We start from the raw sequence: 16,123 nt of genomic DNA on the forward strand, positions 1-16,123 counted from the left end.
GCTATTTAGATTTAATTTATTTACCTATTACTTACTTGCCTAAAATAATTTCAACTTCTAAAGTATCAATATTTTGATTCGAATCAGCCTTAATATCAATTTTTGTAGCATGGGTATATTTTTGAACTACTTCCAAAATCTCGCGCTTCATGTCTTCCATATAAGGTAGTTTGACACTTCTCTCGTGGGCTAAGACAATTTTAAGTCTATCTTTCGCAGATTTTGCACTCCCATTGTTGCCAAACCATTTTGCTAGCAAATTCATTGAAATAACCTTTTAAATACACTTAAAAATCCATTTTGGGATTTGAATTCCGGGAATGCTATTTTTTCACCCAATAATCTATTTACAATCCTTTTATAGGCTTGACCACTTGGGCTGTTCCCATAAATAACAGGCTCTCCTGAATTTGTAGCAGAAACAACTTTGTTGTCTTCAGGTACAAGTCCAATAAGCGGTAAGGCTAATATATTGAGCACATCTTCATTAGAAAGCATTTCTCCTTTTGCAATTAAATCAGGTTTTAAGCGATTAATGATAATGTGTTTTTGGACTTCCGAGCCATTTTTTGCCTTGTCAGATTTGGCATCAATGATTCCAATAACACGATCGCTGTCGCGAACAGAGCTTACTTCGGGAGTAACTATAACCAAAGCGCGATCTGCCCAAAAAATAGCATGTTCAAAACCACTCTCAATGCCTGCGGGAGAATCAAGCAAAATATAATCAAAATCTTTTTTTAGATTTTCAACCAAATTCCTTACTTTTTCTTTATCTAAAATATTTTTATCTTTGCTTTGAGAGGCCGGAAGGAAATAAAGATTTTTTGTTTTCTTGTCATTAATAAGGGCTTGGGAAAGATTGCATCTGCCTTCCATAACATCTACCACATCATAGACAATACGATTTTCTAATCCTAAAATCATATCCAAATTTCGCAGACCAATATCAAAGTCTATGGCGACTACTTTTTTCCCTTTTTGGGCTAATCCTACGGCGATATTTGCTGTGGCTGTGCTTTTTCCAACCCCACCTTTCCCGGAAGTTATTGTGATTACTTCAGCCATTGCTTTCCTTAATTTTTGCTTTTATCTACAAGCTTATTTGTTCCAATCCATGGCATCATTGCCCTTAATTTCTGACCTACTTTCTCAATAGGGTGTTGGCTCAAATTTTTTCGTTCAGCGTTCATGCGTGCGTAGCCTGCTTTTCTTTCCAGAATAAAATCTTTTGCAAATCTGCCTTCTTGAATATCTTTGAGAAGTGTTTTCATGGCCTTTCTGGATTCTTCGCCAATTACTTTGGGACCACTGATCATATCGCCATATTCTGCAGTATTAGAGATAGAATACCTCATATCTGCTAACCCTCCTTGATAAATCAAATCTACAATTAATTTTAGCTCATGCAAACACTCAAAATAAGCCATTTCTTCAGGGTAACCTGCTTCCACAAGTGTTTCAAAGCCGGCTTTTACAAGAGCACTTATTCCCCCGCACAAAACAGCTTGTTCGCCAAATAAATCAGTCTCTGTTTCATCTTTGAATGTTGTTTCAATAATCCCACTTCTGCCCCCACCAATAGCGCTTGCATAACTCAAAGCAATTTCTTTTGCATCTCCCTTGATGCTATCTTGTTCTATGGCTATGAGATCGGGGATGCCCCCTCCATTTACAAATTCGCTTCTTACTGTATGACCGGGTGCTTTTGGAGCTATCATGATGACACCCACTCCTTGTGGGGCTTTGATTTGTCCGAAATGGATATTGAAACCATGCCCGAAAGCAATGATTTTATCTTCTTTGAGACTTGGAGCAATATCTCTTGTAAAAACATCAGCTTGAAGTTCATCAGGAATAAGTATCATAATGACATCTGCCCATTTTGTAGCTTCGCTTACTTCAAGAACCTTGAATTTTTTTGCTTCTGCTTTTGCCCAACTTTTGCCTCCTTTGTAGAGTCCGATAACCACTTCTACACCACTATCTCTAAGGTTTTCAGCATGAGCATGCCCTTGTGATCCAAATCCAATGATGGCTACTTTTTTCTTTTGGATTAATGCCAAATTACAATCTTTGTCATAATAAACTTTTAATGCCATGTTGCGTCCTTTTTTGAAATAAATTCCACGATTATATGTTAAGGAAACTTAGTAGTTACTTTGTTGCCCGGATTTTGGTCATCAATTTGTAATAAAAAGCCCTTATGATTGTGTGATATAATCATAAATAACTTGAAAACAAAAGGGTTATAAAATGCAAAATGATACTCAAACAGATAGCAAAAATATTCAAAAAGATGGCAGAAAAACTCAGTTTGATCAAGAATTGGATTTTATTTATCAAGTGATGATTGGTATGCTTGAAGAACTCAACCCTGAAGTGATGGAATTTTTTCTGAAACTTCGCTATGAGCTTATTAACCAAACCAAATCTCAAGAAAAAATAAAAACTGTTCTTCAAGATATTACTCTATCAGATAAAACACTTGAAGTCATCAAAGCTTTTTCGCTTTATAATATTTTGCTTAATATCATTGAAGAGCGTCATTATTTTGATAAACAAGCCACACTCCCTGCGATTCAAAAATCCTATGATGAGTTGATTAAAGAAGGATTTGATAAACAAGATATTAATAAAATTTTAGGACAAATGCAATTTTATCCCGTATTGACAGCTCACCCTACGGAATCTCGAAGACGTACATTTTTGGAAGCTCATCATGAAATCAGTGATGATCTCTCCAAAATTTTTGAATTTCATAAAGAAGAAGCAAAAGAACATATTAAATATCGCTTGAGATTACTTTGGAAAAGTCATTTGGTTAGAAGCGAGAAACTTGAAGTGCTTTTTGAGCTTGACAATCTTCTTTATATTGTCGAAAGTTCTATTTTGAAAAGCAGCCGGAAAATTTTGGATTTTATTGAAGAAATTTTACAAAAACCTCTTGAAAATTCTCCTATTCAATTAGGAAGTTGGATTGGCGGGGACAGAGATGGGAACCCATTTGTTACTAATGAGTTGATGACGCGAGTTATGCGAACCCAACACGAACTCATTATCAAAATCTATTTACAAAAAATCCAAAAACTTAGCAGGGAACTTTCTATTTCTACTGATTTTTCTCCCATTAATCAAGAATTAGAACTCTCACTTCAAGAAGAAAAAAATCAATTAGGACCAAATAGCCTTAAACTTTATGGCAGAGAACCTTTTCGTGCTAAACTTTACTTGATGGAAAAAAAACTGAGAAATCGCCTTATTGCAGTTAATACGCCCAATAATATGGAGTTCGTTTATACCCATCCCAAAGAATTGCTTGAGGATATTGATTTGTTGATTGATAATCTTGATGCATTAAGTTCTAAATATTTGAAAGAATTTAGAAATTTAGTGCTTTTGGGTGGTTTTCACTTAATGCGGCTAGATTTTAGAGAACACCGTGATATGTTTTTGAATGCTATTAGTGAAGTATTTTGTTTGCTTGGAGTATCAGATAGTGATTTTGGCGTTTTTAGAGAAGAGAAAAAAATTCAAATTCTCAATATTGCTCTTGAAAAACCAAGAATTGAACTCAATACCATTATAGATAAAGTAAGCAAAAATACTCAAGATATTCTTGAGGCTTTTTTACGGATTGATTGGGCAAAAAGACATATCTCAGAAGAAATTATGAAATCTTTTATTATTTCTATGACCACTCAAGCAAGCGATATGCTTTGTGTGCTTTGGTTTGCCAAACAAAGTGGTTTGTGGAAACCAAGCAAAAAAACCGATCAAGATAAAAAAATTCGAGCTAGAATTCGCATCACCCCGTTATTCGAAACAATTGATGATTTGGAGAGAGCAAAAGATATTATCAACACCTTGAGTCAAAATAAACATTATGCCCATTATTTGAGAGACTTGAAAATGACACAAGAAATCATGATAGGCTATTCGGATTCAAGCAAAGATGGAGGGATTTTTACCAGTAACTATAGCCTTTATCAGGCTATTTTTGAATTAATGAAATTAGGTGAGAATTTGGGGATTAAATTTATTTTATTTCATGGTAGAGGCGGGAGTGTGAGTCGTGGTGGGGGGAAACTGGAATCTGCTTTGCTTGCTTCTCCTCCTAAAAGTGTTTGTGGGGTGCTTAAGACGACTGAACAAGGCGAGGTGATTAGCTCCAGGTATCTCAATCCAAAAAGCGCAGAATTTAATCTTGCAAATACGATAGGGGCATTATTAAGAAAATCAACTTATGATAGTTTTTGTTCTGAAGATGTCATCAATATCAAAACAAGCAAAAATATTTGCTCTATTGATGTTGCCCAATGGCAAATCATGCGCCAAATTTCTCAAATTTCTTGTCAAGCTTATAGAAAGCTTGTTTATCAAACAAAAGGTTTTATGGAATATTTTAAATTCGCTACTCCTATTAACTTTATCCAACAGCTTAATCTGGGCTCTCGCCCTTCTAAGCGCAAAGATACTTCAAGGGTTGAAGATTTGAGGGCTATTCCTTGGGTGTTTGCTTGGACGCAAAATCGTAGCATTATCCCTGCATGGTATGGTGTAGGGAGCGGGTTAGAATCTGTTGGTGATTATGGCAAGCTTCAATCGTGTTATAAAGATTTGGAATTTTTTAAAACCACTATAGATAATATCTCTCAAGCATTGCTAAAAGTGGATATTACAATTGCACAGCGTTATAATAAGTTTGTTGTAGATGAAAATATACGCGAGTGCATTTGGCAAATGATTAAAGATGAGTATGACAAGACAATGGAGTTTGTTTTGCTTGTGCGAGGAGAAAAACAATTGCTTGAAAATGAGGCTAAATTAAGAGAGTCCATATTGCTCAGAAAACCTTATATTACTGCTTTGAATCTGCTTCAGATAGAACTTATCAAAAAATACAATACTTCTAACTATGAAACCCAACAAAACAGAATCATGGAACAAATCCATAGCACGATTGTGGGTATTGCACAAGGGATGAGAAATACGGGCTAAATAAAAAGCTTGGCTATCATGATTTATCAAAATCTTGAGAGCGTTTGCAATGACTTCTTGATTGTGCCAAAATCAAGCATGACTGAGGTAATCTGAAAATCAAAGATAGAAAATACATTCTCAGTATGCTCATGATTGATTTTTTAAACAATAAGAACCAATGTTTTACATTTAAATTATTACTTCTAAAATCCCTGCCTCTAACATTGCCAAAGAAATCACGTAATCAATATGTTTAAAAGTTTCATAAAGTGGGCGAGATGTTTTTCTCCAACCTAATCCATCGGTTATCCAAATAAATTTAAATTGATGGCTTAAGATGTCATATAAATTGCGGTATTCTCCTGCAGTTGATTTTAGTTTTGACCCACTGCCATTGTAAAAATTAACTTCAAAAATAATCAACTCTTTATCAGTCTTGAGAACATAATCATAGCGTCTTGAACTCTTATCAACAGGCACAACAATATCAAATTTATCTTTGATTTTTTGTGCATTTGCTTCTTTGAGATACTCATAGCCTTTTTTGCGGCAAATATCTTTAATAAAAACTTCTGCAATATTTTCCATTGAATGCCCACTCCGATTTTTCCTGCCATTGCTGTCCAATCCGACTTCAATGCCAATGCTATAATCAACCAAAGACTTGATCTTGCCTTCACAAATCAAATCTTTAAGACCTGATTCTTCCATAAAATGTAAGTATTTTTTCATATCATTTTTGTTTGGTTGTTTGATGGAAAAATCATATTCTTCATACTTTAATAATTTGTTTTTGTGATCAATTAGAATATCAAATTTACTATCGCGATTAGCTAGAAGCGCAGGCAGGATTTTGATAATTTTAGGTTCTTCTTGTATAAGCCTGACAAACTCCTCATCAAAATTTTTCTTGCCGATGAGATAATTTAGAATATTCAAACAAATTTCAAACTCCCTGACATTTCTATGGACTTTTTCCCAATTCACAAAATAAGACCATGAAATATCAGATGGTTTTAAATTTTGGATCAAATAATTGAAAACCTCATCCTCGGTTTTAGCACCAAATGTTTGATCATAAAATTCCAAATATTTCATTTGTCCCTCAATAATTCTTCACCAAAATTTCTGCGATCTTGCCCCTACTCCTACCATTGGCGTTAATTGCCCTGGAAGCAAAAACTTTTTTTATTTCGTAATTTGCATATAGCTCATTGACTAGCTTTGTATCTGAATTTGAAAGCATAAACTTCGCACCTCTTAAATCAAGCTCATCACAAACATCTCTTAATTTAAATTGCATGTCTTTATCAAAACCATCTATTGTGTATGAAGTGAAATTTGAAGTTTGGTTTAATGGCACATAAGGGGGATCAAAATAGACAAAATCACCTTTTTGGACATTATGCAAAATTTCTGAAAAATCTGCATGCTCAATTTGTGTCTTTTGCAATAAACCGGAACAATGTATTAAATTATTTGTATCTATAATTTTTGGATTTTTATAATTCCCAAAAGGGACATTAAAGTGCCCTTGAGAATTTACTCTATACAACCCGTTAAAACAAGTTTTATTGAGGTAAATAAAACGGCTTGCTCTTTGTATGTTGGAAAGTTTTTTATATTCTTTGCTCCTATCAATATTCCTAATTTTAAGAAAATATTCTCTAGAATTTTCATGCTTGTTTAAATCTTCAATGAGTTCGCAAACTTTCTCTCTTAAAGTGCTATAAAGATTGATCAATTCTTCATTCCTATCAGAGATGTAGGCATTTTGTGGTTGCAATTCAAAAAATAGAGCTCCACCCCCAATGAATGGTTCAAAATAGCGATTGTATGATTTTGGCATATTATCAAGCAAATCAAACATAAGTTGGCGTTTCCCTCCGGCCCATTTAACAATCGGGCATGTTTTGATCTTTGGTTGTTCTAAAGCTACTACCATAGTTTGTCTTTTTTTGAAAATGCTTGCTCAAATCTTTTGATTGAAAGATCCAAGTATTGCTTTTCTGCATCTATTCCAATAAATTTCCTGCCTAATTCTAAGGCTGCTATACCTGTAGTTGAACTTCCTGTAAATGGATCAAGAATCAAGTCCGCTTTGTTGGTTGAAGCAAGAATAATGCGCCTTAATAATTCCAAAGGTTTTTGGGTTGGGTGTTTTCCAAAGGTTTTTTCACTCATTTTTGGGGTATTGATTGCCCATACAGAGCGCATTTGTTTGTTTGGTTGTTTGATTTTATCATGATCCCACTCTCCATTTTTCATCGTTTCGTAGTTGAAGATATGTTTGCTTTTAGAGTCTTTTTTTGCCCACAAAAGTGTCTCGTGGCTGGCTGTAAAGTATCTACAGCTCAAATTAGGAGATGCATTTGGTTTAAACCAACAAATATCATTCAAAATTTTGAAATTTGATTTTTGTAAGGCAAATCCACAGCTATAGATTGAATGATAAGTGCCACAAACCCATATGGTTCCTGAGGGTTTCAATACTCTCTTACAACAAGCTATCCATTTTTGGTGAAAATCAAAGTCTTTTTGAACGCCACTACTTTTATCCCAGTCTCCCTTATTAACGCAAACAGCCTTGCCTGCTTGACAAGTAAAGCCATTATTTGAGAGATGATAAGGAGGATCAACAAAGATCATATCTATAGTTTCGGGAGTTATTTTTTCCAAAGTCTCTATACAATCACCCAAAAATAATTTTAAATCTTTTTTTTCATAATATGTTTGCATTTATAAATTATAACCAAAAAGCATGCAGCATCAATGTATTTTTAGTAAATCAGGGGGCATGATCAGGCATTTTATAGCCATTGACAAGATAATGATTGAATACTTTTTGGCGTCTAATATTTAATAAACACGATATGTGTTTGTTTATTTTTGTAACAATTAGATTTATTTTATTCATATTTTTATAAAAACACATATTGTATTTAATATTTTTTAGATAGAGTTTGTTTGTTGTCATATCAAAATAACTTTAAAGGATTTAAAATGTCAAATACACAATTTCAAAAAGAAACTCTGGCTATACATGAAGGCTATGTAAGGGATTCCCAACAAACTATGAGTGTTCCTATTTATCAAAGCACTGCTTATGCGTTTGATAATTCTAATCAGGCAGGGGCAAGATTTGCTCTTCAAGAGCTTGGAAATATTTATTCCAGATTGACTAATCCAACTAATGAAGTGCTTGAAAAACGTCTTGCATCTCTAGAAGGCGGGGCTAGCGGTGTTGTTAGCGCTAGTGGTTCTGCAGCAATTTTTTATTCTATTGCTAATGTTGCCGGGGCAGGAGATAATATTATTGTCGCGGATAAAATCTATGGGGGATCAACAAATTTATTTGCCCATACGATTAAAAGATTTGGAATAGAGGCAAGGGTATTTTGTGTTGATGATATTAGCACGCTTGAGCCTTTGATTGATTCTAAAACCAAAGCTATCTTTTTTGAAAGTTTGAGTAATCCTCAAATTGCTATTGCGCCTATTGAAGAAATCACCCAAATTGCAAAAAAGCATGGCATTATTACAATTTGTGATAATACTGTGGCCACACCCATACTCTGTAATCCAATAAAGTGGGGTGTAGATGTGGTAGTTCATAGTCTTAGCAAATATGCTAGCGGTCAAGGAAGCACTATCGCAGGAGGTATTATTGATAGAGATGGATTAAATGATTTTATTAAGAATAATCCCCGATATGAACATTTTAATACTCCGGATCCCAGTTATCATGGACTTGTTTATACCGATGTTGATCTGCCTATTTTTAATCTTAGAATTCGCACAGCACTTTTGCGAGATATTGGCGCGACATTGAGCCCGTTTAATGCATGGCTTGTATTGCAAGGAATTGAAACTCTAAAAATACGCATTTATGAGCATAGCCATAATGCCTATAAAATTGCACAATTTTTAAAGTCTCATCAAAATGTTCATTCGGTGAGTTATCCCGGACTTGTTGATAATCCCTATCACACACTTTCTAAAAAATATTTCAAAGAAGGCTTATGCAGTGGGCTTGTAAGTTTTGAGATTAATGGAGATTTCCAAAAAGCTAAAGAAATTTGCGATCAAACAAAGATTTTTAGCATTGTTGTCAATATTGGTGATACGAAATCGCTTATTGTCCATCCGGCTTCTACAACACACTCTCAACTTAGCCAAACAGATCTTAACAAAGTTGGTATTTTGCCTAATACAATTCGTTTAAGCGTAGGTTTGGAAAATGTTGATGATCTCATTGATGATCTCCATAAGGCTTTGGATTTCTAAAAAATAGGCATCATCCCTTGAAACTTTGAGAATCTTAATTTTAGGATTTTTAAAAGTTAGGGATAGAGTGTCATGAGATTATAATCATCTTTACAGACTATGCTTTATTAAGCCGGTAATATTGCCAAAATACCCTGTAATTAATATTCAAATCATCTGCTCATGAGTTAATTTTATGTGCCGGTTTGGAGCAAATTAACAAATTTTATCATTCTTTGATAGTATTTTTTAAACAACCAATCCCTTCAATATGGCATTCTACTACATCTCCATTTTTGAGAAACCTAGGAGGTTCAAATCCCATCCCAACACCTGATGGGGTTCCCATAGACAGAATACTTCCGGCCTTGAGTACCATCCCTGAGCTGAGTTCTTCAATAACGTAGGGAATATCAAAAATCAGCAATCCTGTAGAACTTTTTTGACGCAACTGACCATTGACATAACTGGATATTTCAAGGATGGGCGGGGTAGGGAATTCATCTTTTGTGGCAATCCATGGTCCCATTGGAGTGCAGCCTTCCAGGCTTTTGCCAAAATACCATTGATTATGTTTGATTTGCACGTCTCTTGCACTTATATCATTGATAATTGTATATCCAAAGACATAATCAAAAGCATTTTCTTTTTTTACATTCCATGCATCTTTGCTAATAATTACACCGAGTTCAGCCTCATAATCAAGTTTTTGTGTGATTTGAGTGTGGAGGGGAATATTGCCTCCATCGGGAGTGGCGCTATTGACGCGTTTGCCAAAATATACGGCTTCCTCACGTTTCCCGCTAAAGGCTATTTTTTTAAATTTTGCCGATTCTTTTGCATGTTCGAGATAGTTAATCCCCAAGCAAATAATCTCTTGTGCAGGATGAGGGATAGGGGAAAGTTTGATGACTTCATCGATCAAAAACTCTCCTTCTTTTTGGTAAATTGCTTTTAAGAGCGTATCTTCTGTTTTTTTATCCCATTTATAAATAAGCTCTTGCATTGAAGGTACTTTTATGCCCAATGAATTTAAAGAGATAATCTTTTTAGCACCGGAATCTAAAATACCGACTTCATCTTTTGAATCTTTAGTTTTTTTGAAAGTAAGAATTTTCATCATAAATCCTTGTTATAATGTTCGAATAAATTTTGCAAATAAGTGTATCCAAAAATATGAGTGACAAATGGAAATTATAAAAAATTTGACCTTTAAAAGTAATTTTGGAAATATTGTTTATGATAAATACCTCCCCGATCGCAATAAAGCAGTAGTGATACAAATCGCACATGGGATGATAGAGCATAGAGGAAGGTATCAATGGCTATGTGAGAATCTTGCTCAAAGAGGTTATATTGTTTTTATCAATGATCATCGTGGGCATGGGGATAGTATTGGCAATGAAATTACATGGGGTGAAATGGGAAAAAATGGCTTTGAAGAAGCTACAAAGGATATGCTTAGATTTCACAATCTGATTGCCCAAGAGTTTGTCGGCTATAAACAAGTGCTATTGGGGCATAGTATGGGCTCATTGCTTTCACGTAGATTTTTGCAACTTTATGAGAATAAAATTGATGCCCTTATTCTTACAGGCACACCTTCGCCTAATTTGTTTTTGGGGTTTGGTAGTTTTATCTTTAGGATATTTGATAGGCTTGGGATTAAAAAATATCCAAAAATAGGGGATTTATTGTCTTTCAATGCAAAATTTCAAGCTTATTTCAAGCCCAAAACAAACCATTCTCATCATTATTGGTCTTGCAGTGATGAAGAGGTTATCAAAGCCTATTTAAATGATCCAAAATGTCGGTTTCGTTTTACATTTAATAGTTTTGCAAATCTTTTTGAGGGGATGAGAAAAGTTTTTTCTTCCTATCCTCAAAAACCCCAAAATACTTATCTCCCTATTTTGTTTTTGAGTGGTGCAGATGATGTTTGTGGAAATTTCTCTAAAGGAGTGCAAAAAGCCTGCCACCATATCCAAACTCAAGGCTATGATAATGTAACACTCAAGCTTTATGAAGATACTCGTCATGAGGTTTTTAACGAACCCAACAAAATGCAAATATTTCAAGATATGCTTGTATGGCTTGAAAATGAGGGTTTATAGATCTCCAAACCCATGTTTGTGTGATTATGCTTTGTTGATGATTTTCAAAATCTCTAAGACATCATGATTGTGTGCAGGGCTTAAAATTCCAAAAATCTTAAACAATCCTAACAATAGGTTTTTGTGAGTAAAATCCAAAATTAAATGAGCAAATTCCTTTGTTTTTGCGCATCTCCCCAGAAGTTGCGTATTATTTTTTTCAATCAATTCTGTAACCGGAAAACAAACATAAACCATAGGTTGTGCCCCAATAGCCCTTTGTTTTTCTCTGATAATAATCTCAACTAAAATATCAAACTTATCAAAGGGATGCACCAATAAAGGGTATTTTACTTCAGAACAATAAAAATCAATCCCAAGAATTTTTTTATTCTTTGGGTGTGTCCTTAAGATTTCAAGTTCCGGATTGGAGTCTAAAAAATCGTTAATAGTAGGCTTATTTAAAAATTCCATTAAACTCAATATTTCACTGTTTTTAATAATACCCCATTTTTTAAAATAATAACAATATTCACTCAGTTCATAAAGAGATTTTAGCTCCTTATTTGATCCCATAAATTCTGTATTCTGTAGTGTTGTAAGAGCTATTTTTTCTTTTTGCTTTTTAATCACATCATAACCAATCATCCACTCAATATAATGTTTTTGGGTAAAAATTTGTTGTCTTGTGGCAACAGGTAGCCCATATTCATAAAAACTATTTCTGGATTTCACTCTTATTTTTCCGCTTGGAGCGCTTAGGGGAATGTCAATAGCAATCTTTTTATTTATTTCATCTAGTTTATCAATTTGCATAATGTCCCTTCAATAAATTCTTGAAATAATCTATGATTTTGTCATCCAAAATTTTTGTCTGGGAAGATTCTATGAATGCATGCTCTAATTTTAGAAACTCCTCATAATCAATCATCACATCACAATTCCCCAGATAATAAGGAACATGTTTGAGGATTTGTTTGAATACATCTACAAAACAATAAAGGCTATATTTTGATTTTGGAATATAGATTGCATTGGCACAATCTTTGGTGATGAATGTCCGGGAACGTCTGAGCGCATTAATATCTCGCATCGTATAGAACATTGCTACTTTCTGTGATAATAAAATTCTTTTTTTATTGGGGTATTTATCAATATATTTAGCAATAAAATCAAAATCACTCAGCCTAAAGGACTTATTTTGTATTGTTTTGAAGGTGTAATTTTTGATGTAATCATAATCCATGCCCCCGGCATTTTTTTTATAAAGCCCTATTAAAATAGGGAAAAAACTTGAAGAGTTTGGGCAAAATACCTCTGAGCTGATGAGTAGAGAATCTATAAGAGTATAATTTTTATAAAATTCCTTCATGGATTTAAAATTAGATTCTTTAATCAAATATGAAAGGGGATGTAAAACGCAGATAAAATCAGCTTGTAAGTGCGCAAATGAGAGTAAAAAACTTATCCCCAAATCTCTATGTTTAAAAATAGGATCAATCATAAAGCCTTTTTGAGTTTTTATATGATTTTTTATGATTGAAGTTTTGTCATTGTAAGGGGGATTGCCTACAATAATTAATTTGTCAGATTTTTTGATATGAAATTTCTCTCTCTTGAGATTGCAGAGTGAGTTGGTTGTTAAAAATAATGGAGGATTTTTTAAATTTTTAAAATTATTTTTGGCTATTTCAATAGCTTGTTCATCAATATCAGATCCAATTTTTGCGCAAAAATTTAAAGGAGTTTCCAAAAAACTGCCATAACCACAAGAGCTATCTAAAAGGACAAAATCTTTTGTATCAGCTTTTTGGTGAGATATTTGTTTAAAAAGCATGTCATAAACGATTGCAACAATATAAGAAGGGGTGTAAAAACTCCCTAAATTAACAGCTTGTTCTTGATTTAAGTGCGATTGAAATGTCATTTATTTTCTCTAGAATATTTTGGTGTTTATTTTACAGGATTTTGAGTGCATACCGGCTTTATTTTCAAGATTTATAAAAATTTCTTGCCTTTTTCTTGTTGTATTTTGGCCACTTGTGCAAATACAATTGCCACAGCTTCAAACAACACTCTGGGGATAGGCTCATCAATATCGACCTCTTTATAGAGTTCTCTGGCAAGTTTTGGATTTTCTACAATTTCAATATCATGTTCTCTTGCGATTCCTTTAATCGTGATAGCCAGATGATCAATACCTTTTGCAACAACAACCGGAGCGGGATCATTTTCTCCAAAACGTAAAGCAACAGCATAATGAGTGGGGTTGGTAACAACAACATTGGCATTAGGGATAGCACTCATCATTTTACTCATTGAGTTTTTAAGCATCATTTGACGGATTTTGGCGCGTATTTCAGGATTTCCTTCTTGCTGTTTGTATTCATCTTTAAGCTCTTGTTTGCTCATGCGAAGTGATTTGGTGTATTGGCGTTTTTTGATAATAAAATCAGCCATAGCCATCACAAAAAATAATATCAATAAAACACTGATGAGAAGAAGCGCTTTATTGCGAAACCAAAGCATCTGATCAAATACGCTAAATAGAGCGATATGTTCGAGTTCTCCTAAAAAACCTCCAAAGATAAAAAACCCTACCATAAAAGCAATAAAAACCTTTAAGGTAATCATCGCTCCATCTAAAATTTTTTTGAGTGAGAAAAGATTTTTTACTCCATTGATTGGGTTGATTTTGTTTAATTTGGGGGTAAGGACTTTTGTGCTCAACAAGAATCCAAATTGCGCAATATTCCCTAGTATTCCTGCAATAACTAATGCTAAAAATATGGGCAAAATCATCATCAAAATATTTCTTAAAAATCCTAAAAGAAGGCTAAAAATATTTTCAGTTGTAAAATCCATGCTTGTGTATTGGAGTGCTTGAATATAAATTCCTTCAAAATTCTTAAGCCAAAAAGGAAAAATGATAAAAATAGCAAATAACCCCACCAAAAGCCCTATAAATCCTACAACTTCAGGACTTTTTGCAACATTGCCCTCTTCCCTGGCTTTTTGAATTTTATGTGTGGAGGGGGCTTCAGTTTTTTCTTGTTCTTCAGCCATTTTGTTTCCTTAAATATGACAGGGCGTGTTGATAATCCTTTGGTGTATTGAGATTGTTAAACTCTTCTTCATCTTCAAAATCAATACAATATGTGTGGAGTTTGTCTATGAGCTTGCCTATCTTGTATTCTTTTTCTTGGAGTGTTTGGGTTATTTGATCACAAGTATTATAATCCCATAAGGCAATAAGATAGTGTGATTTTTGGTTTGTTTTGGGATAAATGACATCATAATCTTTATGTACAGAGCACAAAGTTTCTATGGTATGCGCTTTGATGAATGGAGCATCTACACTGATAAAAAATATTTTTTTTTCTTTGAGGTGTAAAAAGGAACTTTCAATCCCAACAAGTGGAGAAAAGATATTCCTATTTTCATATAAGCACGCGCTTTTTAAATCAAAATCTAAACTTTCCTTGCAAGATATAAAAACATTTTGGAAAATTTTACACATTTTGTTGTATTGATAAGTGAGTAAATTTGCCACATTACCGAAGGGGAGAAGAGCTTTGTTGCTTCCCATTCGAGAACTTTTTCCTCCGGTTAGAATGACGCAATTAAGGGTTTTGATTTTACACACTGATTCCCTTTTTAGGATTATTTGTAAGTTTATTGTATGATTATGATGTTTAAGATCTTATTTAGAAGCAAATAAAGCGTTATATATTTTTTTATAGTAGGTTGAAATGTTAGTTGATACTTTTGGAAGAACGATCGATTATATTCGTGTCTCAGTAACCAAACAGTGTAATTTTAGATGTCAGTATTGTATGCCGGATACACCAATGGATTTTTTTGACAACGAAAATTACATGCCCTTAGAGAATATTGTTTCGTTTTTAAAAATCGCTATTGATGAAGGGATAAAAAAAATTCGTATTACAGGCGGAGAACCCCTTATCCGAAAAGATTTAGATACTTTTATCGCTTCTATCTATGATTATGCCCCTCATGTTTGTATAGCTCTTACTACAAATGCTTTTTTGCTTAAAAAATACGCTTATTCTCTCAAGCAAGCCGGACTCCAAAGAGTTAATATCTCTCTGGATTCTCTCAAAAGCGATAGAATTATAAAAATTTCAAGAAAAGATGCGCTCCATTCAATATTATCAGGGATTGATGAAGCCCAAAGGGTTGGTTTAAAGATTAAGCTCAATATGGTTCCTTTGAAGGGCATCAATGATGATGAAATTATTAGTATGCTTGAATATGCCAAAAGTAAGGGTATCTTGCTTCGTTATATTGAATACATGGAGAACACACATGCTAAATGGGGTCTCAAAGGGTTTAAAGAAGAAGAAATCCTTTCAATCATAGAGCAAAAATATTCTGTGAAGCAAATTGAAAAAGAAAACTTTGGTCCTGCAAAAATTTATGAGACACAAGAGAATTATGCCTTTGGTATCATTGCACCTCATAATGATGATTTTTGCAAAAGTTGTAATCGTCTTCGCTTGACATCTGAGGGCACAATTTGTCCCTGTTTGTATTATCAAGATGCTGTTAATGCACAAGAAGCTATTCTCTCCCAAAACCCCAATCAAATCAAACAAGTCCTCTATCAATCTGTCTTTAATAAACCTGAAAAGAATCATTGGAACGAAGAAATGAATGCAGAAGATATATCTGCGAGAGCATTTTATTATACCGGTGGGTAAATTTTTGCTTATCATTTTTGTGTTACAATTTTTTTAAATTTTTCAAATCCAAAAAGG

15 protein-coding genes are annotated in these 16,123 nt (G+C 33.8%); 4 read left to right on the forward strand and 11 right to left on the reverse strand.

Translation table 11 applies throughout. From position 1 onward, the window contains the following. Positions 1-31 precede the first annotated feature (31 nt). Genes minE through ilvC form a run of 3 tightly spaced genes read right to left on the reverse strand, consistent with a single transcriptional unit; the run spans position 32 to position 2,102 of the window. On the reverse strand, positions 32-265 hold the full coding sequence (gene minE, locus BKH45_RS02960) for a cell division topological specificity factor MinE (protein WP_095273983.1): 234 nt from the start codon (positions 263-265) through the stop codon (positions 32-34). Next, complete coding sequence (gene minD / locus BKH45_RS02965) at positions 262-1,068, reverse strand: septum site-determining protein MinD (protein WP_095273984.1); 807 nt, start codon at positions 1,066-1,068, stop codon at positions 262-264. The genes minE and minD overlap by 4 nt, the downstream gene beginning before the upstream one ends. Before the next feature lie 8 nt (positions 1,069-1,076). Next, entirely contained in the window at positions 1,077-2,102 is a 1,026-nt protein-coding gene (ilvC, locus tag BKH45_RS02970) for a ketol-acid reductoisomerase (RefSeq protein WP_095273985.1), read from the reverse strand. Between the two features lie 154 nt (positions 2,103-2,256). Between ilvC and BKH45_RS02975 the strand changes: the two genes are divergently transcribed. Then, positions 2,257-5,001: a phosphoenolpyruvate carboxylase gene (locus BKH45_RS02975; RefSeq protein ID WP_095273986.1), complete on the forward strand. Its 2,745-nt coding sequence runs from the start codon at positions 2,257-2,259 to the stop codon at positions 4,999-5,001. Positions 5,002-5,172: 171 nt separating this feature from the next. Here BKH45_RS02975 and BKH45_RS02980 read toward each other — a convergent pair whose 3' ends face one another. The 3 genes from BKH45_RS02980 to BKH45_RS02990 are packed head-to-tail and all read right to left on the reverse strand — an operon-like array spanning position 5,173 to position 7,722. Next, positions 5,173-6,081, reverse strand: a complete 909-nt coding sequence (locus BKH45_RS02980) for a type II restriction endonuclease (RefSeq protein ID WP_095273987.1) — start codon at positions 6,079-6,081, stop codon at positions 5,173-5,175. Positions 6,082-6,088: 7 nt separating this feature from the next. Then, positions 6,089-6,928, reverse strand: coding sequence for a DNA adenine methylase (locus BKH45_RS02985; protein WP_095273988.1), 840 nt, complete (start codon positions 6,926-6,928; stop codon positions 6,089-6,091). After that, positions 6,922-7,722, reverse strand: coding sequence for a site-specific DNA-methyltransferase (locus BKH45_RS02990; protein WP_095273989.1), 801 nt, complete (start codon positions 7,720-7,722; stop codon positions 6,922-6,924). Before BKH45_RS02990 ends, BKH45_RS02985 begins: the two co-directional genes overlap by 7 nt. 264 nt (positions 7,723-7,986) lie before the next feature. Here BKH45_RS02990 and BKH45_RS02995 point away from each other — a divergent pair, with 264 nt between their 5' ends. Further along, positions 7,987-9,270 (forward strand): aminotransferase class I/II-fold pyridoxal phosphate-dependent enzyme, encoded by a 1,284-nt coding sequence (locus BKH45_RS02995; protein WP_095273990.1) that lies wholly within the window; start codon positions 7,987-7,989, stop codon positions 9,268-9,270. Between the two features lie 208 nt (positions 9,271-9,478). On the opposite strand, the gene BKH45_RS03000 is transcribed toward BKH45_RS02995, so the two are convergent. Further along, positions 9,479-10,369, reverse strand: a complete 891-nt coding sequence (locus tag BKH45_RS03000) for a fumarylacetoacetate hydrolase family protein (RefSeq protein WP_095273991.1) — start codon at positions 10,367-10,369, stop codon at positions 9,479-9,481. Between the two features lie 67 nt (positions 10,370-10,436). On the opposite strand from BKH45_RS03000, the gene BKH45_RS03005 reads away from it, so the two are divergent. Continuing rightward, complete coding sequence (locus tag BKH45_RS03005) at positions 10,437-11,363, forward strand: alpha/beta fold hydrolase (RefSeq protein WP_095273992.1); 927 nt, start codon at positions 10,437-10,439, stop codon at positions 11,361-11,363. Positions 11,364-11,387: 24 nt separating this feature from the next. Here the strand turns inward: BKH45_RS03005 and BKH45_RS03010 are convergent, their stop codons facing one another. From BKH45_RS03010 to mobA, 4 genes are all read right to left on the reverse strand, one after another. Then, entirely contained in the window at positions 11,388-12,158 is a 771-nt protein-coding gene (locus BKH45_RS03010; protein ID WP_095273993.1) for a R.Pab1 family restriction endonuclease, read from the reverse strand. Continuing rightward, positions 12,148-13,269 (reverse strand): N-6 DNA methylase, encoded by a 1,122-nt coding sequence (locus BKH45_RS03015; RefSeq protein WP_095273994.1) that lies wholly within the window; start codon positions 13,267-13,269, stop codon positions 12,148-12,150. Before BKH45_RS03015 ends, BKH45_RS03010 begins: the two co-directional genes overlap by 11 nt. 71 nt (positions 13,270-13,340) lie before the next feature. Then, the gene (gene flhB, locus BKH45_RS03020) at positions 13,341-14,408 is read right to left on the reverse strand and encodes a flagellar biosynthesis protein FlhB (protein WP_095273995.1); all 1,068 of its coding nucleotides are present in this window, start codon (positions 14,406-14,408) and stop codon (positions 13,341-13,343) included. Continuing rightward, entirely contained in the window at positions 14,401-14,988 is a 588-nt protein-coding gene (gene mobA, locus BKH45_RS03025) for a molybdenum cofactor guanylyltransferase MobA (RefSeq protein ID WP_180675601.1), read from the reverse strand. Before mobA ends, flhB begins: the two co-directional genes overlap by 8 nt. 106 nt (positions 14,989-15,094) lie before the next feature. Here mobA and moaA point away from each other — a divergent pair, with 106 nt between their 5' ends. Then, the gene (gene moaA, locus BKH45_RS03030) at positions 15,095-16,066 is read left to right on the forward strand and encodes a GTP 3',8-cyclase MoaA (protein WP_095273997.1); all 972 of its coding nucleotides are present in this window, start codon (positions 15,095-15,097) and stop codon (positions 16,064-16,066) included. The last annotated feature ends 57 nt before the right edge of the window (positions 16,067-16,123 follow it).

Origin of the sequence: Helicobacter sp. 11S03491-1 (genome assembly GCF_002272835.1) — a bacterium.
Taxonomy (GTDB): Bacteria; Campylobacterota; Campylobacteria; order Campylobacterales; family Helicobacteraceae; genus Helicobacter_J.

Excerpts from the sequence above, each read along its gene's own strand:
- minE (WP_095273983.1), bottom strand. The coding sequence starts at position 265 with ATGAATTTGCTAGCAAAATGGTTTGGCAACAATGGGAGTGCAAAATCT.
- minD (WP_095273984.1), bottom strand. The coding sequence starts at position 1,068 with ATGGCTGAAGTAATCACAATAACTTCCGGGAAAGGTGGGGTTGGAAAA.
- ilvC (WP_095273985.1), bottom strand. The coding sequence starts at position 2,102 with ATGGCATTAAAAGTTTATTATGACAAAGATTGTAATTTGGCATTAATC.
- BKH45_RS02975 (WP_095273986.1), top strand. The coding sequence starts at position 2,257 with ATGCAAAATGATACTCAAACAGATAGCAAAAATATTCAAAAAGATGGC.
- BKH45_RS02980 (WP_095273987.1), bottom strand. The coding sequence starts at position 6,081 with ATGAAATATTTGGAATTTTATGATCAAACATTTGGTGCTAAAACCGAG.
- BKH45_RS02985 (WP_095273988.1), bottom strand. The coding sequence starts at position 6,928 with ATGGTAGTAGCTTTAGAACAACCAAAGATCAAAACATGCCCGATTGTT.
- BKH45_RS02990 (WP_095273989.1), bottom strand. The coding sequence starts at position 7,722 with ATGCAAACATATTATGAAAAAAAAGATTTAAAATTATTTTTGGGTGAT.
- BKH45_RS02995 (WP_095273990.1), top strand. The coding sequence starts at position 7,987 with ATGTCAAATACACAATTTCAAAAAGAAACTCTGGCTATACATGAAGGC.
- BKH45_RS03000 (WP_095273991.1), bottom strand. The coding sequence starts at position 10,369 with ATGAAAATTCTTACTTTCAAAAAAACTAAAGATTCAAAAGATGAAGTC.
- BKH45_RS03005 (WP_095273992.1), top strand. The coding sequence starts at position 10,437 with ATGGAAATTATAAAAAATTTGACCTTTAAAAGTAATTTTGGAAATATT.
- BKH45_RS03010 (WP_095273993.1), bottom strand. The coding sequence starts at position 12,158 with ATGCAAATTGATAAACTAGATGAAATAAATAAAAAGATTGCTATTGAC.
- BKH45_RS03015 (WP_095273994.1), bottom strand. The coding sequence starts at position 13,269 with ATGACATTTCAATCGCACTTAAATCAAGAACAAGCTGTTAATTTAGGG.
- flhB (WP_095273995.1), bottom strand. The coding sequence starts at position 14,408 with ATGGCTGAAGAACAAGAAAAAACTGAAGCCCCCTCCACACATAAAATT.
- moaA (WP_095273997.1), top strand. The coding sequence starts at position 15,095 with ATGTTAGTTGATACTTTTGGAAGAACGATCGATTATATTCGTGTCTCA.